At 68.6% G+C, this 24,404-nt stretch carries 17 protein-coding genes and 2 tRNA genes; 5 read left to right on the top strand and 14 right to left on the bottom strand.

Annotated elements, in window-relative coordinates:
* Positions 1 to 13: 13 nt before the first annotated feature.
* Positions 14 to 1,441 carry a M15 family metallopeptidase gene (locus J7I89_RS00365; protein ID WP_214966421.1) on the top strand — a complete coding sequence of 476 codons (1,428 nt, stop codon included), beginning with the start codon at positions 14 to 16 and terminating at the stop codon, positions 1,439 to 1,441.
* A gap of 92 nt (positions 1,442 to 1,533) precedes the next feature.
* Here the strand turns inward: J7I89_RS00365 and J7I89_RS00360 are convergent, their stop codons facing one another.
* From J7I89_RS00360 to J7I89_RS00340, 5 genes are all read right to left on the bottom strand, one after another.
* A complete protein-coding gene (locus J7I89_RS00360) occupies positions 1,534 to 2,214 on the bottom strand; it encodes a hypothetical protein (RefSeq protein WP_214966420.1) in 681 nt (226 codons plus the stop codon).
* 35 nt (positions 2,215 to 2,249) lie between these two features.
* Complete coding sequence (locus J7I89_RS00355; RefSeq protein ID WP_214966419.1) at positions 2,250 to 2,882, bottom strand: TetR/AcrR family transcriptional regulator; 633 nt, start codon at positions 2,880 to 2,882, stop codon at positions 2,250 to 2,252.
* Positions 2,879 to 4,915: a YhgE/Pip family protein gene (locus tag J7I89_RS00350; protein ID WP_214966418.1), complete on the bottom strand. Its 2,037-nt coding sequence runs from the start codon at positions 4,913 to 4,915 to the stop codon at positions 2,879 to 2,881. Before J7I89_RS00350 ends, J7I89_RS00355 begins: the two co-directional genes overlap by 4 nt.
* Entirely contained in the window at positions 4,912 to 5,583 is a 672-nt protein-coding gene (locus J7I89_RS00345; RefSeq protein ID WP_214966416.1) for an ABC transporter ATP-binding protein, read from the bottom strand. The genes J7I89_RS00350 and J7I89_RS00345 overlap by 4 nt, the downstream gene beginning before the upstream one ends.
* Positions 5,584 to 5,754: 171 nt before the next feature.
* Entirely contained in the window at positions 5,755 to 7,215 is a 1,461-nt protein-coding gene (locus J7I89_RS00340; RefSeq protein ID WP_214966415.1) for an NAD(P)/FAD-dependent oxidoreductase, read from the bottom strand.
* 172 nt (positions 7,216 to 7,387) lie between these two features.
* Here J7I89_RS00340 and J7I89_RS00335 point away from each other — a divergent pair, with 172 nt between their 5' ends.
* A complete protein-coding gene (locus J7I89_RS00335) occupies positions 7,388 to 8,116 on the top strand; it encodes a FadR/GntR family transcriptional regulator (RefSeq protein ID WP_214966414.1) in 729 nt (242 codons plus the stop codon).
* A 151-nt stretch (positions 8,117 to 8,267) separates the two neighbouring features.
* Here the strand turns inward: J7I89_RS00335 and J7I89_RS00330 are convergent.
* Positions 8,268 to 8,341 (bottom strand) — tRNA-Arg (locus J7I89_RS00330).
* Positions 8,342 to 8,620: 279 nt separating this feature from the next.
* On the opposite strand from J7I89_RS00330, the gene J7I89_RS00325 reads away from it, so the two are divergent.
* On the top strand, positions 8,621 to 10,447 hold the full coding sequence (locus tag J7I89_RS00325; RefSeq protein ID WP_214966413.1) for a phosphoenolpyruvate carboxykinase (GTP): 1,827 nt from the start codon (positions 8,621 to 8,623) through the stop codon (positions 10,445 to 10,447).
* 133 nt (positions 10,448 to 10,580) lie between these two features.
* Here J7I89_RS00325 and J7I89_RS00320 read toward each other — a convergent pair whose 3' ends face one another.
* The 4 genes from J7I89_RS00320 to J7I89_RS00305 form a co-directional block, all read right to left on the bottom strand.
* Positions 10,581 to 11,741 carry a globin domain-containing protein gene (locus J7I89_RS00320; RefSeq protein ID WP_214966412.1) on the bottom strand — a complete coding sequence of 387 codons (1,161 nt, stop codon included), beginning with the start codon at positions 11,739 to 11,741 and terminating at the stop codon, positions 10,581 to 10,583.
* Between the two features lie 136 nt (positions 11,742 to 11,877).
* Positions 11,878 to 12,327: an Rrf2 family transcriptional regulator gene (locus tag J7I89_RS00315; protein ID WP_214966411.1), complete on the bottom strand. Its 450-nt coding sequence runs from the start codon at positions 12,325 to 12,327 to the stop codon at positions 11,878 to 11,880.
* Positions 12,328 to 12,372: 45 nt separating this feature from the next.
* Positions 12,373 to 12,855 (bottom strand): hypothetical protein, encoded by a 483-nt coding sequence (locus J7I89_RS00310; RefSeq protein ID WP_214966410.1) that lies wholly within the window; start codon positions 12,853 to 12,855, stop codon positions 12,373 to 12,375.
* A 10-nt stretch (positions 12,856 to 12,865) separates the two neighbouring features.
* Positions 12,866 to 14,284, bottom strand: coding sequence for a phosphomannomutase/phosphoglucomutase (locus tag J7I89_RS00305; protein ID WP_214966409.1), 1,419 nt, complete (start codon positions 14,282 to 14,284; stop codon positions 12,866 to 12,868).
* A gap of 154 nt (positions 14,285 to 14,438) precedes the next feature.
* Between J7I89_RS00305 and J7I89_RS00300 the strand changes: the two genes are divergently transcribed.
* The gene (locus J7I89_RS00300; protein ID WP_214966408.1) at positions 14,439 to 16,655 is read left to right on the top strand and encodes an ATP-dependent DNA helicase RecQ; all 2,217 of its coding nucleotides are present in this window, start codon (positions 14,439 to 14,441) and stop codon (positions 16,653 to 16,655) included.
* Here the strand turns inward: J7I89_RS00300 and J7I89_RS00295 are convergent.
* From J7I89_RS00295 to J7I89_RS00280, 4 genes are all read right to left on the bottom strand, one after another.
* The gene (locus J7I89_RS00295) at positions 16,600 to 18,099 is read right to left on the bottom strand and encodes an MFS transporter (RefSeq protein ID WP_214966407.1); all 1,500 of its coding nucleotides are present in this window, start codon (positions 18,097 to 18,099) and stop codon (positions 16,600 to 16,602) included. The genes J7I89_RS00300 and J7I89_RS00295 overlap by 56 nt on opposite strands.
* Positions 18,096 to 19,706, bottom strand: a complete 1,611-nt coding sequence (locus J7I89_RS00290; protein ID WP_214966406.1) for an NAD(P)/FAD-dependent oxidoreductase — start codon at positions 19,704 to 19,706, stop codon at positions 18,096 to 18,098. The genes J7I89_RS00295 and J7I89_RS00290 overlap by 4 nt, the downstream gene beginning before the upstream one ends.
* 141 nt (positions 19,707 to 19,847) lie before the next feature.
* Positions 19,848 to 19,935, bottom strand: a tRNA-Ser gene (locus J7I89_RS00285).
* 108 nt (positions 19,936 to 20,043) lie between these two features.
* Positions 20,044 to 22,344, bottom strand: coding sequence for a prolyl oligopeptidase family protein (locus tag J7I89_RS00280; protein ID WP_214966405.1), 2,301 nt, complete (start codon positions 22,342 to 22,344; stop codon positions 20,044 to 20,046).
* Positions 22,345 to 22,405: 61 nt separating this feature from the next.
* Between J7I89_RS00280 and J7I89_RS00275 the strand changes: the two genes are divergently transcribed.
* Positions 22,406 to 24,379: an FAD/NAD(P)-binding domain-containing protein gene (locus J7I89_RS00275; RefSeq protein ID WP_214966404.1), complete on the top strand. Its 1,974-nt coding sequence runs from the start codon at positions 22,406 to 22,408 to the stop codon at positions 24,377 to 24,379.
* Positions 24,380 to 24,404 lie beyond the last annotated feature (25 nt).

Below are 24,404 nucleotides of genomic sequence, written 5' to 3'. Positions count from 1 at the left end.
GGAAGGGCCCGCCATGCTGATTTCTGGTTTGAACCTGTGGCGGGGGCGCGCCCGGCGGTTCGCCGCCGTCGTCGTCGTTCTGATGCTGTTTGCGGCCGGTGCGCCGGCCTCCAACGCCGCTCCGTCCGGAGAGGTGCTGTCCACACGCGTGGTGACAGACCCGGGCAACCCTTGGGTGCTGGTCAACAAGTCCCGGCCGTTGAACCCCGCGCAGTTCGTTCCGGGGGACCTTGTCTCGTGGGGCGGCACGGGCCATCTGCTGCGAGCCCAGGTGTCGGGCGCGATGAGCCAGCTCTTCGCCGGCGCGCGTGCTGCCGGACACTCCCTGGAGGTTGTGAGCGCGTACAGGTCCTATGCCTCCCAGAGCGCGCTGTACAGCTCCTACGTCCAGATGTACGGCCAGGCGTATGCGGACCAGATCTCGGCGCGTCCCGGTTACAGCGAGCACCAGACAGGGCTCGCCGCTGACGTCGGCAATGTGGGCGGCGGCTGCGGCCTGAGCGCCTGCTTCGGAACCACCCCGGGCGGGAGCTGGGTGGCTGCGAACGCGCACCGCTACGGGTTCATCGTGCGGTATCCGGCGGGCTACACGCACATCACCGGCTACACCTATGAACCCTGGCATCTGCGGTTCGTCGGGGTCCAGCTGGCCACGGACATGAAGATCCGCGCCATCCCCACCATGGAGCAGTACTTCGCGGCCCGCCCGTCCATCAAGAGCGGGGCCGATGTGCTCGCCGCAGATTCCGCCGGCATCCTGTGGAACTATCCGGCCAACCGCACAGGCGGCTTCGGTTCCCGGGAACGGATCGGTTCCGGCTGGGCCGGACTGAAAGCCGGCTTCGTAGCCGACTGGAACGCTGACGGGGTCAACGACATCATCGCCCAGTGGAAGAGCGGAACCCTCACGGTCTATCGTGGCAAGCTCTCCGGCGGCTTCCTCAGCCCATTTACCGCCGGCACGGCGGGCTGGCAGTCTATGAACATCACCGTGGGCAAGTGGCACAGCGGCCACCGGTTCCCCGGCGTGGTGGGAACGGCTGCGGACGGTGCCATGTACTTCTACCCGAATGCCGCCGGCGGTGCCCTTGGGGCCCGGCAGCAGATCGGGAACGGGTTCCTGGGACTGAAGCTGGCCATGGCCGATTTCGACAACGACCGGCGTCAGGACCTGCTGGCCACCACCGCGGCCGGGGACCTCATGCTGTACAGGTCCGACGGCGCCGGCAGGTTCGCGCGGGAGGCGCGCCCGAAGGTGGGGAACGGCTGGGGCGCCGTCGCCCAGTCCCATGCCTCGTTCGGGTTCCAGGGCACGGGAACGCGCGGCATCACGGCAAAGACCGTTGACGGCCGGCTCATCTACTACAGCCTGGGCAGCGGCCGGTTCACCGGAAGCCGCCAGGTGGGCAACGGATGGCAGGCATTTGGCGTCTTTCGGTGACCCGGGTCTTCGGTGACCTGGCCACTGCGTTGCGTGCCGTCCCTGAACGTCGGGCCTTGAACGTCGGGCGTGCGCGGCGGTTCTGCGGCCGTTCAGCGGCGGGGAGTCCTGCCGGCAGATGTCCCCGAGCCGGACGTCCCTGAACCGGATGTCCCTGAGCCGGATGTCCGCGGGGCGGCTGTTCGCTGAGCCGACTGGCGCGGTGGGGACTGGCGGGGTGCCGCGGTGCGCTGGAGGGCCTGACGCGGTGTAGCCTGCCGCTGTGCGGGAGTGCGCTGGGCGGTCGCAGGAGATTGCCGCGTGCCTGCAGGGACTCTCGCGGCAGGCCGGCGCGTGGGCGCACGGGCGGGTGCCGGTTTACGGGCCGCGACCCGGGGCCGCGGCCGCAGGCGCCTGCCGGACGGCCAGACGGCCCCGGCGAAGAGCACCAGCAGGGTCAGCGAACCCGAGGCGGCCGCCAGGTAGAAGTAGATGTCCGAGTCCTTGGTGGTCACGGCCTCCCCGAGTGCCCCGGGGTCCTGGTTGAACGCCAGGCCCCACATGCGCAGGAAGGCTATGCTGCAGCCGATGAACAGACTGGTCCCGACGCCGCCGGCCAGCAGGGCAAGGTAGCGCCGGCGGGCAAATGCTTCGGCCACCGACGCCACGTATCCCACGGCCACTGCGCCCAGGAAAGCGAACAGCGCAGCCTCCTCAAGGGTGACGGCCGTCAGCACCAGCGTGCCGAGCGCGGCGAAAACAGCGCCGATGGCTGTCTTCCCGCTGTTACCCATGTGGCCCATGGGACTAATCATGGCTGAGGATCAGGCTACTTCTGCACGTAGCCACGCATGATGGCCATGATGGCCGCAACACTTTGGTCACGGGTCCGCTCCGGGTTGTACGTCTGGCGGTCGAGTCCGACCACAAAACAGGCGCCGAATATCGCCGTTTCCAGGCTTCCCCGGGAGATGGAGGCGTCCACGGGGTACTCCGCGGCCACGCTTTCAATCGCGGAGCCGATCACTCCGAGCAGCCGTGTGCGGAGCTCCGCGAACGTGTCCTGCCATTCGCTGGGAGTGCGCCAGTTCTCGCTCACCCACAGCCGGGCGAAGGACGGATACTCCGCCATGAAGTCCATGGCCTGCCCGATCATGGCGTCCATGCCGGCGAGGGAGTCCGCCGATTCGCCCTGCACGCTGAGAAGCCTGGCTTCGAGGATGTCCACGCCGTGCCGCAGGAGCTGCGCGATCAGGTCGGACTTGCTGCCGAAGTTGTAGTAGACCGTGCCCTTGGAAACGCCTGCCGCCGCCGCGATCTCGTCCACCGTCACCCCTGCCGCGCCGCGCTCGCCGATCAGCTCCATGGAGGCCTCGAAGAGCTTCTGTTTGGTGGCGTTCGTCCGGGCGGGGCGGAGTTTCTTGGGCTGAACGGCCGCCTGGCCGGCCTCCGACGAGCTCATACGGCGATCTCCGGTTTCAGGGTCTTGAGGGTCCAGAACTTGTGCTTGCGGACGGCCAGCGTTGAGAGCACCACCCCCAGCAAAGTGTAGCCAAGCAGTCCGGCCACGGTGGACGGGATCATGGAGAGGTCCGCGCCGTAGACCAGGTGCCGCATGCCGTTGACCACATAGCCCATGGGCAGGATCTGATGCACCACGTGCAGCGGCTGCGGCGTGGTCTGCCACGGGAACGTTCCGCCGGAGGAGACAAGCTGCAGCACCAGGAGAATGAGGACCACCAGCTTCCCCGGCGAACCCAGCAGGGCCACCACGCCTTGGATGATGGCACTGAAGGCCGCCGCCGCGGCAAGCAGGAACAGCCACATCAGCATGGGATGGGCGGGATTCAGCCCCAGCCCCACATTCACCACCAGGGTGAGGAGGCTGGCCTGCACGGCGGACACGGCAAGGAACGGAAGCCAGCCTCCGACGGCGATCTTCCAAGCGGGCGCGTTGGAGGCGAGGGCGCGCTGCGTGACGGGGCGCATGGCCTGGACCAGCATGAACACGCCGATCCACAGTGCCAGGGTCAGGAAGAACGGCGCCAGCCCGGCGCCGTAGGAACCCGCCTTGGCCTGCGATACGTTGCTGACGGCCACGGGATCGGACATCACACCGGAGAGGTTGCTTTTCTGCGCTTGATCCGGGTTGGGCACCTTGCCGGCACCCTTCGACAGCTCCGTGGCCAGCGTCCGGGAACCGTCGGCTGCGGTGCCGGCTCCGGTCTCCAGCCGGGCTGCGCCGTCGTCAAGCTTCCGGGCCCCCTCAGAGAGCGCGGCCGCACCGTCCAGGGCCGCCTGCTGTCCGGCCGCCAGGGTTGTTGCGCCGGCGGAGAGCCGGTCCGCGCCGCTCGATGCCGTGGAGATGGCGCCGGACAGCGCAGGAGCTGCTGCGGCGAGCTCGGCCCCCGCGGCGCTCACGGCGGCCGAGCCGTCGGCGAGCTGCTGGATCTGTGCGGCGTCGGCCCGGATTTTCGCCCTCGCGTCTGTGACTGGCCCGGAGGCCGCGGCGGAGTCGAAGTCGGCCAGGACTTTGGCCGCCTGATCCTGGGTCAGGACGCCGGCGGCGACCAGCCGGGCATTGGACTCCTGGACCCGCGCCCGGAGCCCGTCGTCTGCGGCCTGCAGCTGCCCGACGACGTCCTGGACTTTGGTGTTCAGCGCCGCGTTTCCGGCGGCGACCTGGGCGGCGCCGTCGGAAAGCCTCTGCGAATCGGCGGGAAGCCCGGCAGTTTTGTCCTTGAGCTGTGCCAGCCCGCCGCTCAGCTGGCCGGCTCCGGAAGCAAGCTGCGCGGCGCCGTCGCGAAGTTTGACCTGGCCGTCGTAGAGCTCCGCCGCGCCTGCCTCGAGCTGGCCGGTGCCTTGATGCAGGCCGGCGGCGCCATCGCGGAGCCGGGCGACGCCGTCCGCCAGGGTTCCGGCGCCGTCGGCCGCCTTGGCCATTTGCGTGTGGATGGTGCCGAATCCCGTCAGGAGCTGGTTCGCTGTTTCCGCTCCGACCTCCTTGGCGACGGAGGCGTGCACGGCGGTGGTGAGCTTGTCCACGATGGTGCTGAGCAGGTAGTTGTTGGCGTCGTTGGTGGTGACGTTGAGCATGGCCTGGCTGGCCGAATCGAAGCTTCCGGGGGAGGCCAGGTTGCTGGAAAAGTCGCGGGGGATCTTGAGCGCAAAGGCGTACTTTCCCTCGCTGACGCCCTGGTCCGCTTCGGCGGCGGACTGGACGGGCTGCCAGTTGAACACGTGCCCTTCAACGAGGCTGTCCGCCACCTTCTGCCCGGCCTGCAGGCGGACGCCGTCGCTGGTGGCGGCGCCGGCGTCCTCCATCACAAGCGCGGCGTCGATCTGGTTCAGGTTGCCGTACGGATTCCAGTTGGCGTACAGGTAGACAGCGCCGTAGAGCAGGGGCACCATGGTCAGCGCCAGGATGGTCAGCTTGGGCAGCAGGCCGCCGGTCATCCGCTTGAGTTCGGAACGGGCCAGCCGCAGCACTGTCACTTTGCGTCCTCGTTTTCGGGTTGTTCTTCGGTGACGGCGGCCTTCGGGGCCGCGTTGCCGATGACGGCGGCCGGGCCGGTCCAGCCGGGCGGGAGGGCAGTCACGGCGGCGACGACGGCGAGTGGCCGGCCGCCGTCGTACGCCAGTTCTGTGAGCCGCGGCAGCCAGTCCGCCGGCTCGGCGCTGTGCCTGTCGGGGGAGTCCATGACCAGGAGGTCCGTGCGGGGGTTGGCGAGCGCCAGGGCTGTCAGGAGCTCGGTGCGGCGCCGCGGAGGGAGCTGCTCGGCCCACATCCCGGCGATGTCCTCGAAGCGGTTGATCTTCAGCCAAGGCTTGCTGAGGAGGGCCCCGCGGTACCGGCGGGGAATGAGGGACAGATCCTCTGTCACCAGGTCGCGGACGCTCAGGTGCTCTTCGGGTTCGTTGACGCCGGGGGAGTCCACCAGCGCGCCGGCGGTGCGGAGCTGCTTGATTTTGGTCTGCCCGTCCCAGCTGATGGTTCCGCCGCCCGGCTTCATCCGGCCGCTGAGCGCCAGGGCCAGCGCGGTCCGCTGGTCCTGGCGGTCGGCCGTGACCAGCAGCAGGTCGCCGCGGGATGCCTGCAGTGACGTGGGCGGGAGGAGATCATCCCGCCGGCCGTTCACGCGAAGCTGTTGTACGGAGAGCAAAGGGAGCCTTTCGCAGATGTCGTCTGCATCAAGGCTAACTAAACTGACCGGTCAGTTCAAATAGATTCGTGTCATTGTGATCCATCGGTCATGCGCGAACTGGCAGCTAATGCCCTCAAAACTCGCATTTGAGGGCATTTGCTGTCCGTTCGCGCTGTGGTTCGGCCGGGGTCAGAGGCCGTACTTCTCCAGGAGCCGGAGCCAGACTTCGCTGATGGTGGGGTACGAGGGGACGGCGTGCCAGAGCCGGTCGAGCGGGACTTGACCGACGACGGCGATCGTCGCCGCGTGCAGCAGCTCGGCGACGTCGGGGCCGGCAAACGTCGCACCGAGCAGGACCTTGCGGTCCTCATCGATCACGAGCTGCGCCCAGCCGTCGTAGTTCTTGGCATGCAGGGAAGAGCCCGCCACGGCGATGGGCAGCTCCACGGACGACACGTTGTAGCCGTCCTTCCGGGCCTGCTCCACGGACCGGCCGACGTTCGCCAGCTCCGGATCCGTGAACACCACATTGGGAACTGCGTGCTCGTTTGCGGTCTGCGCGCAGCGGCTCCAGGCCTCGGGCGCACCCGTTAGCTCACCCTTGGCGCGGGCCGCGATGGCTGCGCCGGTGGCGCGGGCCTCGTACTTGCCCTGGTGCGTGAGCAGGGCGTTGCCCGCCGCGTCGCCCACCGCGTAGAGCCACGGACTGTCGTCGCTGCCGGCTGCGCCGTGCACCAGGCCGGTGGAGTCCGTGCTCAGCGTCGGGGCCTTTCCGGTAGTGGCACCTAGCCCCACACTTTCCAGCCCCAGCCCTTCCAGGGCGGGGTGCCGCCCTGTCGAAACCAGGAGCCTGTCCACCGTAACGGTGTCGCCGCCGTCGAGCGTCAGGGTCAGGGAGCCGTTGTCGTTCTCGCGAACGCTCCGCGTCCCGGTGTCCAGGCGGATTTCCACACCGTCGGCGCGGAGCCCGGCGGCAACCAGCTTCGCGGCCTCCGCGGGGAAATTCCGGAGCAGGCCGCTGCGCGCCACAAGCGTGACGGCCGACCCGAGGCGGGCAAAGGCCTGGGCGAGCTCCGTGCCCGCGACGCCGCCGCCAAGGACGGCCAGCCGTTCGGGGATCTCCTTGACCGACGTCGCCTCGCGGGTTCCCCAGTACTGAACTTCGGAAAGTCCGTCGATGGGCGGCCGGTTTGGCGTGGAGCCGTTCGCCAGGACGACGGCGTGCCGCGCCGTGAGCGCATACGAGTTGCCGTCGAGGCCGGCGACTTCCACGGCCCGCGGCGCGGTGATCCAGCCGTGCCCGCGGATCAGCTCAATGCCGGCATCCTCCACCCACTGCACCTGGCTGTCGTCCTGCCATTTGGAGGTGAAGGAGTCGCGGCTCTTCAGGACGGCCGCGACGTCAAGGGTCTGGGTGACCGCCTCGCTGGCTCCGGGGACGGTCTGCGCACCGTGCAGCGCCGTGCCGGGCCGGAGCAGGGCCTTTGACGGCATGCAGGCCCAGTAGGAGCACTCGCCGCCCACCAGTTCGGCCTCCACCAGCACCGCGGTCAGGCCGCCCTGCACCACCCGGTCTGCGACATTTTCGCCGGCAGCGCCTGCGCCGATCACAATGACATCGAATCCCCGTTCAACAACATGTGGCGTCATGGCAACAGCCTACGCCGGGGCCATGCACCGCTTTCGGCTTCACGGCGTGGACACGCGGCCGGGGCACGCCGGCGCACCGCCGGCACCGCCGGGTCCGTAACAATGCCCCCTTCCGCTCAGGGGACATGGGACATCCGCTACCGTGTGGAAGTACCGTCACAAAGGAGTTCCGATGCCGTCCTCGAATATTGTTCCGCCGGCCAGGTTCAGCGCCCAGGCCCGCCTTCGGGCCCTGCAGTCGGACATCATGGAGCTCATCCTTGACCGTGAACTCGAACCCGGCGATGCGCTGCCTACGGAGAACGAGCTGTGCATCGCCCTTGGGGTGGGTCGGAATACGCTGCGGGAATCGCTTAAGGTCCTGCAGGCCCTGGGCGTCATTGAGATCCGCCACGGCTTCGGAATGTTCGTGGCGCCCAGCAATTTTGAAGCATTGGCGGACGGCCTCATTTTCCGCGCCAGGCTGTCCCTGCGGCACCACGGGCTCGAGGCGCTGCAGCTCGTGGACGTGCGCCAGGCGCTGGAGTCAGGCCTCATCGGCAGTTCCATGGACCTGATTACGGCCGAGCAACTCGCCGGCATCGAGGAATCGGTGGTCCGGATGGAGGAACTGGCGGCAGCGGGCGAGTCGTTCGTCGACGCCGATTCGGACTTCCACAGCAGGCTCTTCGAACCCCTGAACAACGAGCTCCTGCTCAACCTGCTGGGAGTCTTCTGGAAGGTCTACCGCAGGATCCATACCGAGACCGGTGCCGGTGCCGAGGACCTGGCGGCGGTGGCCGCGCTGCACCGGAACGTCTACACGGCCGTGGCGGCCGGTGACAAGGCCCGTGCCGCCCAGGAGCTGACCCGCCACTTCGACGGCATCCGCCGCCGGATTTCCGACGCCGTCGCGGAGTGACGCCCGCCCTTCTGTAGAGGGCCCGCCCTTGCAGGCGACGCCCCGGCAAGGGATACCCGAGCGCAGCCTGACGCAGGCCGTCATGGTTGAGGCAGACCCGGGCTTAAAGCAAAAGATCCGCACCGGATATCCGGTGCGGATCTTCTCTCTGTGCGCCCAAAGGGATTCGAACCCCTGACCTTCTGTTCCGTAGACAGACGCTCTATCCAGCTGAGCTATGGGCGCATCTTCCGGTTCCTGCCGAACTCTTCGCTCGCCCCGAACCTCGAATAACTTTACGCGAGGTCCGCCCCAGTTCCAAATCGAGACCTGTGTAATCTCCGCTACTAGACCGGTCTATGTGACCTTCGTCACGAATTTCAAGTTTTGTAAACCCCGGATCCTTGATTTTCCGCGGAATTTCCCCGTCGAGGGGGCGGACATCCCACGTCTGACCACGAAATGGGCTAGATGATCAGAAATAGCATTTATCACACACCACTGAACCCGACGAAGGGAACCACAATGGGCCATCTGGCGCGACTGCCGCTGCTTGAGAAAGCACCCACCACACATGCCGGCCTCCTGGCATGGGTTGAAGAGGTCGCTGGGCTGACCCAGCCGGACCGGATTCACTGGGTTGACGGCTCCGAGGAAGAAAACACCCGCCTGACCGACGAACTCGTCGCGGCGGGCACCCTGAAGAGGCTGAACCAGGACCTTTTCCCCAACTCCTTTGCCGCGTTCTCCGACCCCGCTGACGTGGCGCGCGTGGAAGAGCAGACGTTCATCTGCTCCGAAAAGGAGCACGACGCCGGCTTCACCAACAACTGGATGGCTCCGGCCGAGATGAAGGAGAAGCTGCGCGGGCTGTTCTCCGGCTCCATGCGCGGCCGCACCATGTACGTCATCCCGTTCGTCATGGGCCACCTGGATGCCGAGGATCCCAAGTTCGGCGTCGAGATCACCGACAGCGCCTATGTTGTCGCCTCCATGCGCATTATGGCCCGCATCGGCACGGACGTCCTGAACCGGATCACCGAAACGAACGCGTTCTTCGTCCCGGCCCTGCACTCCCTCGGTGCCCCGCTGGAGGCCGGCCAGGCCGACGTTCCGTGGCCGTGCAACCCGGACAAGTGGATCGTGCACTTCCCCGAGGAGCGGTCCATCTGGTCCTTCGGCTCGGGCTACGGCGGAAACGCCCTGCTCGGCAAGAAGTGCTACGCCCTGCGCATCGCCTCCGTCATGGCGCATGACGAGGGCTGGCTGGCAGAGCACATGCTGATCCTCAAGCTGACCTCGCCGGAACAGAAGACCTACTACGTTTCCGCGGCGTTCCCGTCCGCCTGCGGCAAGACCAACCTTGCCCTGCTGGATCCCACCATCGAAGGCTGGAAGGTGGAGACCCTCGGGGACGACATCACCTGGATGCGCTTCGGCAAGGAAGGCGAACTCCGCGCCGTCAACCCGGAAGCAGGCCTGTTCGGCGTCGCTCCCGGCACCGGCTGGGGCACCAACCCGAACGCGATGCGCGCCATCGCCAAGGGCAACAGCATCTTCACCAACGTCGCGCTCACGGACGACGGCGGCGTGTGGTGGGAGGGCATGACTGAGGAAGTGCCCGCTCACCTCACCGACTGGCAGGGCAATTCCTGGACGTCGGACTCCGACAAGCCGGCGGCCCACCCGAACTCCCGCTTCTGCACGCCGATCGACCAGATCGACATGCTGGCCGAGGAATACCACAGCCCGAATGGTGTGGAGCTGTCCGCGATCCTCTTCGGCGGCCGCCGCAAGACCACCATCCCGCTGGTCACCCAGGCGCGTGACTGGTCCAACGGCATCTTCATGGGCGCGACGCTTTCCTCGGAGACCACGGCCGCTGCGGCCGGCGCCGTTGGCGTCGTGCGCCGCGACCCGATGGCCATGCTTCCGTTCATCGGCTACGACGCAGGCGACTACCTGAATCACTGGGTGAACCTGTCCGCCAAGGCCAACCCGGAGCGTCTGCCGAAGATCTTCCTGGTGAACTGGTTCCGCCGCACCGCCGAGGGCGGCTTCGCCTGGCCGGGCTTCGGGGACAACTCACGCGTCCTCAAGTGGGCCATCGAACGCCTCGAAGGCAAGGCTGATGCCGTGGAGACGCCCATCGGTTTCGTGCCGACCGGAGAATCCATCGACCTCAAGGGCCTGGACATGACCCCCGCCCAGGTGGAAGACGCCGTGCGCGTCGACCCTGAGGAGTGGAAGACCGAGCTCGCATCGATCGAGGAATGGTTCGCCAACTTCGGCAGCTCGCTGCCCGAGGCGCTCCAAGGTGAGCTGGACGGGCTGAAGGCCCGCCTGGCCTAGGTCCCCACCGCCTCACTGCGAGTACGACGGCGGCCCCGCACCTTTTCGCTGAAAGGTGCGGGGCCGCCGTCGCACGTTGCGCGAACGGACACTTAAGCCCCGCTGCTTAAGTGTCCGTTCGCGCTTTCTGCGGTTATGAAGCGAGCCAGATGTCGGGGCCGAAGACCTCGTAGTGGATCCGGGTCGCCGGAATGCCGGCGTCGATTGCCTCGCTGCGGATCTTCCGCATGAACGGCAGCGGGCCGCACAGGTACAGCGATGCGCCGGCCGGCAGGTCCACTTCGCGCAGCGACATGAAGCCGGCCTTGGTGCCGGGTTGCGGCTCCTCGAGCCAGAGCTGAAGGTCTGCGCCGTCAAGGCGCTCCACGTCCTCGGTCATCTGCCCGCGCAGGGCCCAGCTGTCCAGGGTGCTTTCCGCGTGCAGCACCAGCACCTGCCGCCCGGTCCCCGCTTCCGCGAGCGAACGCAGGATGGAGGCCGTCGGGGTGCAGCCGATGCCGGCGGATGCGAGGACCACGGGGCCGTCCCCGTCCTTGAGCGTTATTTCGCCGTACGGGTTGGAGATTTCCAGGATGTCTCCAACACCGACGCCGGCGTGCAGCACCGGGGACACCTCGCCGCCGTCGTCCAGCTTTGCGGTGAAGGTGCGGGCCGTTCCCGCGTCGCCGGACAGTGAGTACTGGCGGACCTGGCGAAGGCCGTCCGGCAGCTGGACCTTCACGCTGACGTACTGGCCCGGAAGCGCAGGAGTGATGGGAGTGTCGTCCGCAGGTTCGAGCGTGAAGGTGATGGCACCGGTTCCGGCCTGCGTTTTGGCGGCCACCTTCCATGGCGTCCACATCCTGCTGTTTGCCTGCGCCACGTAGAGTCCCTTTTCCAGCTTGATCAGCGCGTCCGCCATGAGCCAGTAGACCTCGGTCCAGGCCTCGGCGATTTCGGCGGTGATGACGCCGGCCAGGTCCTCCGCGATGGCAGCGAACAGGTGCTCATAGACCACCTGGTACTGCGGTTCGGTGATGCCCAGCGAGGCGTGCTTGTGCGCGATCCTGGACAGGACGGCCTCCGGAAGCGTGCCCGGGTTGTTCACCAGGTGGGTCGCGAAGGCGGCGATGCTGCCGGCCAGCGCCTGCTGCTGGTTGCCGGAGCGCTGGTTGGAGCGGCTGAACAGGCCGTCCAGGAGTTCGGGCTGGGCGGCGAAAAGCCGGGCATAGAACTTGGGCGTGATTTCGCCGATCCGGGAACCGACCAGCGGAAGCGTGGCCTCGATGACAGGGCGGGCTTTGTCCGAGAGCATGTGTGTACTCCTGATGTAGTGGCCCGGGGCCTTCGTCCGGACCGGATACGGATACTGGCATTTGAAATACCAATTTCCTTACCCAATTTCTACACCCTGTAGAAGTGATTCGCCTAATCGGGCGGGGGAGCTGGGTCTAGACTCCGGGGCGCAGGCGGATCGCCTGGAAGACGGGCGCCATCTGGCGGGAACCGGGCAGTTCGGCCACCACCACGTCATCGAGTTCCCGGTAAAAGGCTTCCCGGGCGCGGGCCAGTGCGCCGCGGAGACGGCACTCGTTGATCAGCGGGCAATCACCGCTCGGGGAGACGCATTCCGCGGCGTCGGTCCGCGTATCGAGCTGCCGCAGGACCTTGCCCACCGTGATGACCCGGCCGGCCGCGTTGAGCCTGGATCCGCCGTTGCGTCCGCGCTCGACGTCGATCAGACCCAGCAGGCGCAGCTTGGCCATCGCCTTGCTGACGTGGTTGTAGGGTGTGCCGACAGCGTCCGCCACGCTCTGCGTCGTGAGCAGATCGCCGTCCGGCGCGGCAGCCAGCACCATGAGGGCGCGCAGGCTGACGTCCGCGAAGGCGTTGATCTTCATGTCACCAGCTTAATGACCGGCGCCAAATGGACGGGGCCACCCGGTCTAGTCCACCCAGATGGCTGGTTCGTTGGTGTCCGCGGCCAGTTCGCCGAAGTCCCATTCCCGCGTGGCCTGGTTCGCTGCGTACGGAAGGACTGCCGCGAACGCGGCTCCGTCGCGGTGCTCAGTGGCCACGTGGATGGCGTCCGAGCCTTCCTCGACCAAGGTGATGTCGCAGACTATCGCCGCGGCCCGGAAGTCTTCCCGGTTCTGGCGCAGCAGCTCGGTGAGGTCGCCGATCATCGCATCGGCGTCGAACTCGTCATCCGATCCTGAATCCGCATCAGCCGGCGAGACGGCCACAAGCCGGACTTCGCCGTCGTTCTCCACCACCAGCGCGAACGGCAGGAAGCCGCCGTTGCGCTCAAGCTGCTCCTGCGCGGCCCCCATGCCGGTGCCAAGGAGGTTTTCCAGGTCCGTGGCGGTGGACTCCGGCACGGACGTGCGCCACGACGGCTCTGCCGGCGACGAAGAGGACTCTGCCATTTTCGCGGTCCTAGCGGCGGACCAGCGCCAGCACGCGGTCGCGCACGCGTTCCATGGTGGCCTGGTCGGTGGCTTCCGCGTTCAGGCGCAGGAACGGCTCGGTGTTGGAGGGGCGCAGGTTGAACCAGTAGCTTCCGTCCGCGGCCGTGAAGGTGCTGCCGTCCAGGTGGTCGACGTCAACGTCGTCGTTCGCAAAATCGGCGCGGACCCGCTCCACGGCGCCGGCCTTGTCCTCGATCTCGGAGTTGATTTCGCCGGAGGAGATGTACGGCTCGTACTCGCGGCCGAGCTCCGAGAGCGGGCCGCCCTGTTCGCCCAGGGCGGCCAGCACGTGCATGGCCGCGAGCATTCCGGTGTCCGCGTTCCAGAAGTCCCGGAAGTAGAAGTGGGCGGAGTGCTCGCCGCCGAAGACGGCGCCTTCCTTGGCCATGACGGCCTTGATGAAGGAGTGTCCCACGCGCGTGCGGACGGCGCGGCCGCCGTCCTGGGCGACGAGTTCGGGGACCGCACGGGACGTCAGCAGGTTGTGGATGATGGTGGGCGTCGCCTCGCCCTGCGCCTTGGCGCGGGAGATTTCGCGGCGGGCCACCATGCCGGTGATGGCCGACGGCGACACGGCGTCTCCGTTTTCATCGATGACGAAGCAGCGGTCGGCGTCGCCGTCGAAGGCCAGCCCGATGTCCGCCCCGTGTTCGACGACGGCGGCCTGGAGGTCACGCAGGTTCTCCGGCTCCAGGGGGTTGGCCGGGTGGTTCGGGAAGGAGCCGTCCAGCTCGAAGTACAGCGGAATGATGTCAAAGGGGAGCGTCGGCAGCAGGGCGTCGCCGAGCACCGCGGGCGTGGTGAGTCCGGCCATGCCGTTGCCGGCATCCACCACCACCTTCAGGGGGCGGGAACCCGAGAGGTCCACGAGCTTGCGCAGGTATTCGGCGTAGCCCTTCAGGACGTCCTGGACGCCGATCTGGCCGCGGGTTTCCGCGACGGGGATGCTGCCGGTGTTCAGGTACTGCTCGGCGAGGGCCTGGATTTCCTTGAGTCCCGTCTCCGAGGAGATGGGGACGGCACCGGCCTTGGCCATCTTGATGCCGTTGTATTCTGCGGGGTTGTGGCTTGCCGTGAACGTGGCTCCGGCGGCGTTCAGGGCGCCGCACGCGTAGTACAGCTCGTCCGTGGAGATCAGGTCCAGCAACTGGACGTTAGCTCCGCGCGTGGCGGCGCCGTTGGCGAATGCCTTGCTGAACTCGGGGGAGGAGGGCCGCATGTCGCCTCCGACCAGGACGGTCTGGCCTTCCAGCCCCAGCACGTCGACGAAGGCGGCCCCGACCGCTTCGACGATTTCAGCGGTGATGGAGTCGCCCACGATGCCGCGGACGTCATACGCCTTGAACGAGGCTGAAAGGTCAAAAGTACGGGTCTGGTCGCTAGTCACGGGATTTATCTTACGGGGAAGCGGGGTGTGGCCTGCGAACCGGATGTCATGGAGGCGGCGGCGGGTTGCTGGCCGAATCTGTTCCCTACCGGTGCTTGTCCACATAGGCGGATCCGCGCTTGGGAGTGTCAGAGGCGGCTGGGATACTGAATCAATGGCCAATAACCAGCACGCTGCAGTTCTTCCGTCCGCTTCCAGCCTTCCGTCCGGTTCAGCAGCCGGCACGGAAGAGGGGGCGGTCTCTGCGACCCGGGGCCAGGCCCTGGAGGTATTGCGGGGGCTGGTTGGGCACCCGGAAGCCGACTTCCATGACGGCCAGTTCGAGGCCATTGAGGCCCTGGTCGACGCCGGGCGCCGCGCACTGGTGGTGCAGCGGACAGGCTGGGGGAAGTCGGCCGTCTACTTTGTGGCCTCGCTGCTGCTCAGGCGGCGCGGGGCGGGCCCCACGCTCATCGTGTCACCGCTGCTGGCGCTGATGCGGGACCAGGTGGCGGCCGCCGCCCGCGCCGGTGTCCGGGCCGTCGCCATCAACTCCGCCAACCAGCTCGAGTGGGACACCGTGCGCGAACAGCTGGCCGCGGACCAGGTGGATGTCCTGCTGGTTTCGCCCGAACGGCTCACCAACCCCGCGTTCCGCGAAAACCAGCTGCCGGAGCTCATCCGCCGCACCGGGCTGCTGGTCATCGACGAGGCCCACTGCATTTCCGACTGGGGCCACGACTTCCGGCCGGACTACCGCCGCATCGCGGACCTCATCACGCAGCTGCCGGACACGGTTCCGGTACTGGCCACCACCGCCACGGCCAACTCCCGCGTGGTCCACGACATCGAGGAGCAACTGGGAGACGGCGTGCTGACCATCCGCGGCGCCCTGGGCAGGGAGTCGCTGAGGCTCGGGGTACTGACGCTGCCCGATTCGCGCCAGCGGCTCGGCTGGCTGCTGACGCACCTGGCGGACTTGCCGTGCAGCGGGATCATCTACACGCTGACTGTGTCGGCGGCCGAGGACACCGCCCGGCTTCTCGCGGAGGCAGGCCATGAAGTGCTCGCCTACACGGGCCGCACCGACCCCGCGGACCGCGAACGGGCTGAGCAGCTCCTCAAGGACAACCAGGTGAAGGCGCTCGTCGCCACGTCCGCCCTGGGGATGGGCTTCGACAAGCCGGACCTCGGCTTTGTGGTGCACCTCGGAGCGCCGTCCTCCCCGGTGGCCTACTACCAGCAGGTGGGCCGTGCCGGGCGTGGCGCCGCGAATGCCGACGTCCTGCTGCTTCCCGGCTCCGAGGACCGCGAGATCTGGCAGTACTTCGCCACTGCCTCCATGCCGTCGGAGGAGAAGGCCACCGCCGTGCTGACCGCCCTGGCGGAGGCCGGGTCGGCGGTGTCCACCGTGGCGCTCGAGGCCCGGGTTGACCTTCGCCGGACGCCGCTGGAACTGCTGTTGAAGGTGCTGTCCGTCGATGGTGCCGTGGAACGCGTCGGCGGCGGCTGGCGGTCCACGGGTGTGCCGTGGACTTACGACGCCGAACGGTACCGCCGCATCTCGGAAGCGCGCGTGGACGAGCAGGACTCCATGGTCATCTACCAGGACACCGCAGGGTGCCGGATGGAGTACATCACGTCGGTACTGGATGATGAGACCGCCTCCGCCTGCGGCCGGTGCGACAACTGCGCGGGCCAGTGGTTCCCGGCAGACATCGCATCTGCGGCCACCGAGGCTGCGGGGCAGACGCTGAGCCGGGCAGGCATCGTCCTGGAACCGCGGCTTCAGTGGCCCAGCGGAATGGACCGGCTCGGCGTGCCGGTGAAGGGGAAAATCAAGCCCGACGAGAACCTCGCCGACGGCCGCGTCCTTGCTAGGCTCACGGACCTGGGCTGGGGCGGGGCAATGCGGGAGCTCTTTGCTGCGGGAGCGCCGGACCGCACCGTGGATCCCGGCATGCTGCAGGCCTGCGTCCAGGTGCTGCGGGAATGGGGCTCCGGTGACTCCAGGGTCCCGGGCTGGAGCGGCGCGGGGCGTCCGGCGGCAATTGTGAGCATGCCGTCGCGTGGCAGGCCGGCACTCGTGGACTCGCTGGCCAGGGGCATCTCGGAGATCGGCCGCATCCCTTACCTCGGGCAGCTGGAGCTGGAGCACGGGGGTCCCACGGGCGGCCGCGGCGGCAACAGCGCCTACCGCCTGGCGGGCGTCTGGGACCGCCTCGCGGTGGGCGATGAACTCGGGTCCGCCCTCGCCGGTTTCGGCGGCCAGAGCGTGATGCTCATCGACGACCTCGTGGACAGCCGCTGGACCGTCACCGTGGCCGGCCGTGCCCTCAGGCGGGCCGGCGCCGGGGCGGTTCTGCCGCTGGCGCTGGCCCAGGCCGGCTGACCTCGGCCCCGGCGTTCCGGTGCAGCATGAGGCTGTCAACTGTGCTGAGGAGCATCAGCACGGCGATGGACAGGAAGGCGCCCCGGTACGCGGCCACCCCGCCGTCGCCCGTCGAGGCGCCCAGCACGCCTCCCAGCCCGCTGGCCAGGACGGCAGCTGAGTCGAAAACGCGGAGCAGCAGCGCGCCGACGGCGATCCCGGCGCCGGTTGCGAGCTGCACCAAGGCGGCCGAAACGGCGTTCGCCGACGTCAGCTGCCCCGGCACGATGTCGGCGTACTGGACGGAGGCATATGCGGAGAACCCGATGGAGCGGAGCGCCCCGCTGCACACGAGGAGCGCAAAGATCAGCGGCTCCGGCGTTTCCGGAGTGAGCAGGGCGCACAGCGCGAAGGTCATTGCCGAGGCGAGGGAAGCAAAAACAAGTACCGGCTTAAATCCGAAGCGCCTGATCAGCGGGGTGGTGGCAGGCTTGATGCCGATGTTCCCGATGAAGACCGCCGCCACCATGATGCCCGCGTGCAGGGGGCTCCACCCGAAGCCTTCCTGGAACATCAGGGGAAGCAGGAAGGGCACGGCGCTGATGGTCAGCCGGTAGATGAAGCCGCCGGTGTTCGTTGCCCGGAAGGTCCGCGTAGCAAATACCGTCAGGTCGAACAGCGGGTTGGCTGCTCGCCGCATCCAGACGGCGGCCGCGGCCAAGGCGAGGACACCCGTTGCGATGCTGAGCCAGGTCCAAGGACCCTCCGGGTGGCCGCTGGCCAGCTCGAGTCCCACCACCAGCGCGCCCACCCCGGCGGTGGTGAGGGCCAGCCCCGCCCAGTCCAGCCGGCGGTGCCGGTCGCCAGGCACGGCCGGAACCAGTCGCAGGGCGGCCAGGAAAGCCGCGGCGCCCAGCGGCAGGTTGATCAGGAAGATCCAGTGCCAGGACAGATAAGTCGTCAGGGCGCCGCCCACCAGCGGCGCCAGCACCGGCGCCAGGAGCCCCGGCCACACGAGATATGCGGTGGCCCTGAGCAGCTCCGATTTGGGTGTCCCGCGGAGCACCACCAGCGTGCCGACGGGGACCATCATTGCCCCGCCGAAGCCTTGCAGGACACGGCTCAGCGTCAGCATGGTCAGGTCCTGGCTCGCCGCGCAGAGCAGGGAAGCGACGGTGAAGACGGCAATGGCCAGGCAGAATACACGCCGTGCGCCGAGCCGTTCGGCCAGCCAGCCGCTGAGCGGGATGCCCATGGCCACCGTCATCAGGTAGGCGGTCATGGTGATGTTCACGCCGGCAGCCGGCACACCGAAGTCAACGGCGATGCTGGGGATGGCTGTGGTCAGCACCGTCCCGTCCAGGAATTCCATGAAGAACGTGGCGGCAACGAGCAAGGCGAGGCGCGGGTTCCACGGTTGGGCCGCCGTCGTCTCCTGGCCCGGGGCGCCTGCTTCCCTGCTCATGAACCCCGCGCCAGTTCCAGGACGGCCATGGCGGCGTTGTGGCCGCCGATTGCGCTGACGGCCCCGCCCCGGCGGGCGCCGGAGCCGCACAGCAGAATGCGGTCATCGGAGGTGGCGACGCCCCAGCGGCGGGCCGGGGTGTCCAGCGGTGTCCCGTCGTCCACGAAGGGCCAGTCCAGGCCTCCGTGGAAGATGTTGCCGCGCGGCATGCCGACGGCCCGCTGGATGTCCAGCGTGGTCTTGGTTTCGATGCAGGGGCTCCCGTCCGGGGCCGTCAGGAGGAGGTCTTCGATGGGCTCTGCGAGCACGGAGTTCAGGGAGCTGAGCACGGCCGCCTGGAGTTCGGCGCGGCGAGCGTCGTTGTTCGCTTCGCTGATGAGGCGGTCCGGGACGTGGAGTCCGAACACGGTCAGCGTCTGGGCGCCGGCCGCCTGCAACTCCGGCGACAGGATGGTGGGGTCCGTCAGCGAGTGGCAGTAGATCTCGCACGGCAGGGGCCGGGGAATGGCCCCGGCTTCCGCCGTCCGGTAGGCCCGGTCAAGCTGGTCCCAGGTCTCGTTGATGTGGAAGGTGCCGCCGAAGGCAGCTTCCGGACTGACCGTCTGGTCCAGCAGCCGCGGGAGCCTCTTCAGGAGCAGGTTCACCTTGACCTGGGCCCCTTCGCGCGAGTGGGTGGGGTTCGGGTCCTCCTGGCTGGAAGCCGCCCCGCCCGTCCGCAGCCTCGCCAGCACGGCAGGGGCCACGTTGGCGAGGACCCAGCTGGCCGCGGCCACGCGGTCCTCGCCCGCGCACGTGTAGGTGACGGTTCCCGTCGGGTCGACGCCCGTCACCTCCGCGCCGGTGAGGACCGTGGCCCCTGCCTCCCGTGCGGCCCGTTCCAGTTCGCCGGACACCGCCCCCATGCCGCCGATCGGAACATCCCAGTCGCCGGTGCCGCCGCCGATCAGGTGGTACAGGAAGCAGATGTTCTGCTGCAGGTCTTCGCTGCCGGCCTGCGCGAACGTCCCGATCAGGGCGTCAGTGAGCACCACCCCGCGCACCAGGCCGTGCTGGAGCGACGCGGCGATGGACTCGCCGATGGGCCGCTCCATGACCGCGTCCCAGGCCTCTGTTGCCCCGGCGGCCTCCGCCAGCCGCCTCGCCTCCGCCCTGGTCGGCAGCGGGGACAGCATGGTGGGCCACAGGGCTTCGGTAAGTTTGCGGCAGTTGCCGTAGAACTTGTCGAACGCCTCGGCCTCACCGGCGGGCGCGCCAATGGCGGTGAACGATGCGGCCGTGCCGCCGGCGTCGCCGTTGTCGATGAGAAGGCCGCGGCCCGGGTGCGACGGGTCAGGCGTGTAGGAGGAATACCGGCGGCGGGCCAGCCGGAGGTTCAGGCCGAGGTCGTCGATGATCTGCCGCGGCAGGAGGCTGACCAAATATGAGTAGCGGGACAGGCGGGCGTCGACGCCGTCGAACGCCTGGGCGGAAACGGCGGCACCGCCGGCATGGCCGAGCCTCTCCAGTACCAGCACCCGCTGTCCGGCCCCGGAAAGGTAGGCCGCGGCCGCCAGCCCGTTATGCCCGCCGCCCACGATGATCACGTCGAATGCCTCGTTGCCAGTCATGCGAATATCCTGCCACCGTAAAGGGGACGGCCGCGCCGTCCGTCCGCGACCCGGACGGATGCAGACCCGGGACGGATGCAGGCCCCGGACGGATGCGCCCGGGAACGCAAAAGGCCCCGGTCCTAAGACCGGGGCCAAACGCGGAGACGGGGGGATTTGAACCCCCGGTGGAGTTGTGCCCCACACTTCATTAGCAGTGAAGCCCATTCGGCCGCTCTGGCACGTCTCCAATTGCTATTACTAGCCAACCAAGGATACGCAGAACCGGCCATACAGTGCAAAACGGCCGCCGCCGGAGCCCGGAGGTGTCAGCCCGGGCAGGGCGGGGACTGCCGCATCAAGCAGTCCCGCCGGCCAGCGAGCGCCAGAGGAAGTGCTGGCTGCGGCTCTGGAGTGCGGCTGCCTGCCTGTTGTCCGACGCCCCGGCGTGCCCACCTTCCAAGGCCTCGTGGAACCACACGTTGGGGATGCCCATGGCCAGCATGCGCGCAGCCATCTTGCGGGCCTGCACCGGGCCCACCCGGTCATCCGAGGTGGCCGTCCAGATGAAGGTTTCCGGGTAGTCCACGCCGTCCTTGAGCAGGTGGTACGGCGAGAACGTCCTGATGAACTCCCAATGCTCCGGAACATCCGGATCGCCGTACTCGGCGATCCACGAGTGGCCGGCCGAGAGTTTCGTGTACCGGCGCATGTCCAGCAGCGGCACCCCGCACGAGACGGCGCCGAACAGCTCGGGGTAGCGCGTCAGCATGTTGCCCACGAGCAGCCCGCCGTTGGAGCCCCCCACGCAGCCGAGGCGCTCCCGGGAGGTGACGCCCCGGGAAATCAGGTGCCTGGCGACCGCGGCGAAGTCCTCGTAGGCCCGGTGGCGCTTTTCCCGCAGCGCGGCCCGGTGCCACGACGGGCCGTACTCCCCGCCGCCGCGGATGTTGGCCACGACGTAGACACCGCCGCGGCTGTGGACCGGGTGTCCGTCCGCAACGCCGCCGTTGTCCGCGCTGCCGCCGGTGCGCCGCTCGAGCCAGGCCCGCCCGATGGCGCCGCTGTAGGCCGGGGTCCGGGAGACCTCGAAGCCGCCATAGCCGGAGAGCTGCGTGGGGTTCTGACCGTCGAGCACCAGGTTGCGTGCCGCGACCTGGAAGTACGGCACTTTCGTGCCGTCCTCGGACACCGCGAAGTGCTGCTGCACCTCGTAGTCGGCCTCGTTGAAGAACGACGGCGACGTCTTGACTGCCGCATGGCTGCTCACCACCCCCGCGGCGGGACCTTCGGAGGCGCCGCCGGCAGGCTGCCGCGTCAGCCTGCCGCGGGTCAGCGTGCTGGGCGTCGTGAAGCCGGTGGCCACGAGCCAGAAGTCGTCGCCGGCCCCGGCCGGTCCGGCGGAGTGCCTGCCGCCGTCGGAATCGCCGTCGGCCTCATCTTCGTCGTCCACGGCAAAGGCGTTGACGTCGTGCAGCGGCGGGCAGGCGTCGAGCACGGTGGAGGCCCACGCGCCGGACCCCGAACCGTCCCGGGAGCCGGGCTGCGACGGATCCAGCACCCGGATTTCCGAGGAGACGTCCCGCAGCAGGTTCAGCAGCAGGAAGTTCCGGGTCCAGCTCCAGGACTGCAGGGACGTGTGCTCGTCCGGGGTGAACAGAACCGTCAGCCCGCGCTGGCCGGCGAGGAAGCCCTCAAAGTCCGCGGCCAGGAGCGAACCGGCCGGATAGCTGGTGCCGTCCACGGTCCACTCGGACTGCGGACGGAAGAGCAGCCAGTTCCGGTGCGCGCTGAGGTTGACATCCGTGGGCACATCCACAGGCACCCACTCGCCGTCCCGCAGCACCGACGTGCTCCGGTTGTAGAAGTCGATCCAGTCCACCGCGAACGTCCGTTCAAACCCGGGCGTGGAGTCGTGGGCCACGATCGCCATCATGTGGCCCTCGGGGATCTCGAAGATCCGGGGCGCGTCGGCGAGCGACTGGCCCCGGCGCAGCTTCACGCCGGTCCGTGCGTAGGAGGACGCCGTCCCGGGCAGGTCTTCGGCGGTGCTGGCGACCAGCAGCGTGTCCGCATCCAGCCACGAGGCGTTGCCCTTCGCCGTCGGCAGGTCAAAGCCGCCGGCGGCGGCCGCCACGAAACTGAGGGACTCGACGTCGAACTCGCGGTGGCGGTTGGCGTCGCCGCCGTCGGGGGAGAGCGCCACGAGGGCACGCCGGTAGGGCTGGCCGGGTTCGGGCCGGAGGAAGTTCGCTCCGTGGAAGACCCATTCCACGCCCTCGGCGGCGGCGAGCGCGTCCACATCGAGCAGCACCTCCCATTCGGGGGCGTCGCTGCAGTAGCTTTCCCAGGTGGTCCGGCGCCACAGCCCCTTCGGGTTCTGCCGGTCCTTCCAGAAGTTGTAGTACCAGTCGCCGCGCTTGTTCACCATGGCAATCTTGTCCGTGGAATCGAGCACCTCAAGGATCTCCCCTTCGAGCCGCGCGTAGTCCGCGTCCTCCAGCAGATCCTCGGTGCGGGCATTCTGCTCACGGACCCAGGCCAGCTGCTGCTCACCGTAGATATCCTCAAGCCAGATGTTTTCGTCGGTGGGCTCCGGCGCGGTTCCTGGGGGAACGGCGCCGGACGCGGGGGCGGAATCAGCTGCGGTGGTGGTCATCGCCCCATCCAAACAACATCCCGGCTCAGCTAGCAAGTCACATGCCGATACTCTGGATGCCGTGGTCACAACGCAAAGCATCCGAACGGCACTGATAGGCGCCGGTCCCCGGGGTGCCAGCGTGCTGGAGCGGCTGCTCGCCAACTGGGCCGCCGCACGGCCGTCCGGATCTGACCTCGATTCTCCTTCGGACTCCGGGAGCGCGGACGCGGCACCCCGGCTGCACATCGATGTGATCGATCCCTACCCGGCGGGCCCGGGGCACGTCTGGCAGCCCGGCCAGTCGCGGCTGTACCTGATGAACACCCAGTCCTTTTACCCCACCCTCATCCCGGAGGACCCAGACCTCGCGGCCCCGGTTGCCGGCACCACGTTCGACCGCTGGCGGGACCGCCAGCAGCAGGACCCCCTCCCATCGCTGACCGACGACGAGCTCGCGGAGCTCGCCGTGCTGGGGTCCCGCGATTTCCCCAGCCGTGCGCTGTACGGGCGCTACCTGCGCTCCACGTTCGAGGAGCTGCTGGCCGCACTGCCCGACGGCGTCACCATCACCGTCCACGAAACGTCGGCCGCCGCCGTGCGTCCGGCGCCGGGCGGAAGGTTCGACGTCGTCCTGGACGGCGGCGGTACCCTCGCCGTCGATTCGGTGGTGCTCGCGCTGGGCCATCTGGCGTCGCGCCTCAGCCCCGAACAGCGCCAGCTGCAGGCGGCCGCCGTCCAGCTGGGCCTCCGCTACCTTCCCCCTGCCGTCCCGGCCGACGTCGACTGGTCTGTCATCCCCGCGCAGGAGCCGGTGCTGGTCCGCGGGATGGGGCTGAACTTCTTCGACGTCATGGGCCAGCTCACGGAGGGCCGCGGCGGGAAGTTCGTGGACGGCGGCGACACGCTGGAGTACCTTCCGTCGGGCCAGGAACCGCTGATCATCGCGGCATCCCGGCGCGGAACCCCGTACCGCTCCAAGGCCACCCTCGACGGCTACTACCCGGCGTCGGTCACGCTGAGGTACTGCACGGAAGGCGCCCTGAAGCGGTTTGCGGCGGCGGGAATCGTCCCGGCCTTCGACCACGACCTCTGGCCCCTCCTGCACCGGGACGCGCTCTGGGCCTACTACTCGACGCTGGTGCGCTCGCAGCCCGACGTGGTGCGGGACCCTGCGACATTCCTGGCGGAGCTGGATGAGGCCCTGCACCCGCATGCCCACAGCACGGGCAGGTGGGAAGAGGCGTTCAACGCCGTCATTGCGGGGCACGTCCGCCCCGCCAGCAGGCTGGACCTGCGCAGCCTCGCGGCTCCGCTGGCCGGCCGGTCCTTCGGTTCCCGGGCGGAGCTGGACGCCGCCGTCGTCGACTACCTGCTCGACGACGCCCGCCGTTCAGCCCTGGGCGAGGACGACCCCGTCAAGATGGCCATCGGCGCGCTGCACCACGGACGCGCCGTGCTGAAATCAGTGGTGGCCGACGGCGGCATCACCGACGAGTCGTGGGTCGCCGGGCTGCGTGGCTGGTTTGAGTCGTTCGTGGAAGGCCTCGCCAGCGGACCGCCGGCCCTCCGGGCGGAGCAGCTGGCGGCGCTCGCCCGCGCGGGCGTGGTCAGCTTCGTCGGGCCGGACCCCAAGTTCGGGCTCGACCGGAGCAAGGGCGTCTTCACGGCCGCTTCCCCGTGGGTCCACGACGGCGCCGCGGAGGCGCGGACCATGGTCGAGGCCCTGGCGCCGGCCAACCGGGTGTCCGTCAACGAGTCGCCGCTCCTGGAACAGCTCCTCGCCGACGGCCTGGTGCGCCCGCGGACCATGATGACCGTCGAGGGCACGCCGGTGCAGGCATCGGGGCTGGACGTCAGCCCGCATCCCTACCGTCCGGTGGCCGCCAACGGCGAAGTCGCCGAACGCCTCTTCGTGCTGGGGCTTCAGCTCTCGGCGTCGCAGTGGGGAACGGCCATCGCCGCCGAAGCTGTCCAGCAGGCCGGCCCGGTCTACGCGAGCGGCCAGCGCACCCTGCGCGACGCGGACGAGATCGCCCGCGCCATCCTCGGCTGACCCCAACCCTCTCGCAGTTCCTGCC

The sequence above is a fragment of the Arthrobacter sp. ISL-5 genome (genome assembly GCF_018613835.1).
Lineage (GTDB): Bacteria > Actinomycetota > Actinomycetes > Actinomycetales > Micrococcaceae > Arthrobacter.
This window is presented reverse-complemented; position numbering and strand designations above follow the sequence as displayed.

Bases quoted from the DNA above. Each gene is read 5' to 3' on its own strand.
- J7I89_RS00365 (WP_214966421.1), top strand. From the start codon at position 14: ATGCTGATTTCTGGTTTGAACCTGTGGCGGGGGCGCGCCCGGCGGTTC.
- J7I89_RS00360 (WP_214966420.1), bottom strand. From the start codon at position 2,214: ATGGGTAACAGCGGGAAGACAGCCATCGGCGCTGTTTTCGCCGCGCTC.
- J7I89_RS00355 (WP_214966419.1), bottom strand. From the start codon at position 2,882: ATGAGCTCGTCGGAGGCCGGCCAGGCGGCCGTTCAGCCCAAGAAACTC.
- J7I89_RS00340 (WP_214966415.1), bottom strand. From the start codon at position 7,215: ATGACGCCACATGTTGTTGAACGGGGATTCGATGTCATTGTGATCGGC.
- J7I89_RS00335 (WP_214966414.1), top strand. From the start codon at position 7,388: ATGCCGTCCTCGAATATTGTTCCGCCGGCCAGGTTCAGCGCCCAGGCC.
- J7I89_RS00325 (WP_214966413.1), top strand. From the start codon at position 8,621: ATGGGCCATCTGGCGCGACTGCCGCTGCTTGAGAAAGCACCCACCACA.
- J7I89_RS00320 (WP_214966412.1), bottom strand. From the start codon at position 11,741: ATGCTCTCGGACAAAGCCCGCCCTGTCATCGAGGCCACGCTTCCGCTG.
- J7I89_RS00315 (WP_214966411.1), bottom strand. From the start codon at position 12,327: ATGAAGATCAACGCCTTCGCGGACGTCAGCCTGCGCGCCCTCATGGTG.
- J7I89_RS00310 (WP_214966410.1), bottom strand. From the start codon at position 12,855: ATGGCAGAGTCCTCTTCGTCGCCGGCAGAGCCGTCGTGGCGCACGTCC.
- J7I89_RS00300 (WP_214966408.1), top strand. From the start codon at position 14,439: ATGGCCAATAACCAGCACGCTGCAGTTCTTCCGTCCGCTTCCAGCCTT.
- J7I89_RS00295 (WP_214966407.1), bottom strand. From the start codon at position 18,099: ATGAGCAGGGAAGCAGGCGCCCCGGGCCAGGAGACGACGGCGGCCCAA.
- J7I89_RS00290 (WP_214966406.1), bottom strand. From the start codon at position 19,706: ATGACTGGCAACGAGGCATTCGACGTGATCATCGTGGGCGGCGGGCAT.
- J7I89_RS00280 (WP_214966405.1), bottom strand. From the start codon at position 22,344: ATGACCACCACCGCAGCTGATTCCGCCCCCGCGTCCGGCGCCGTTCCC.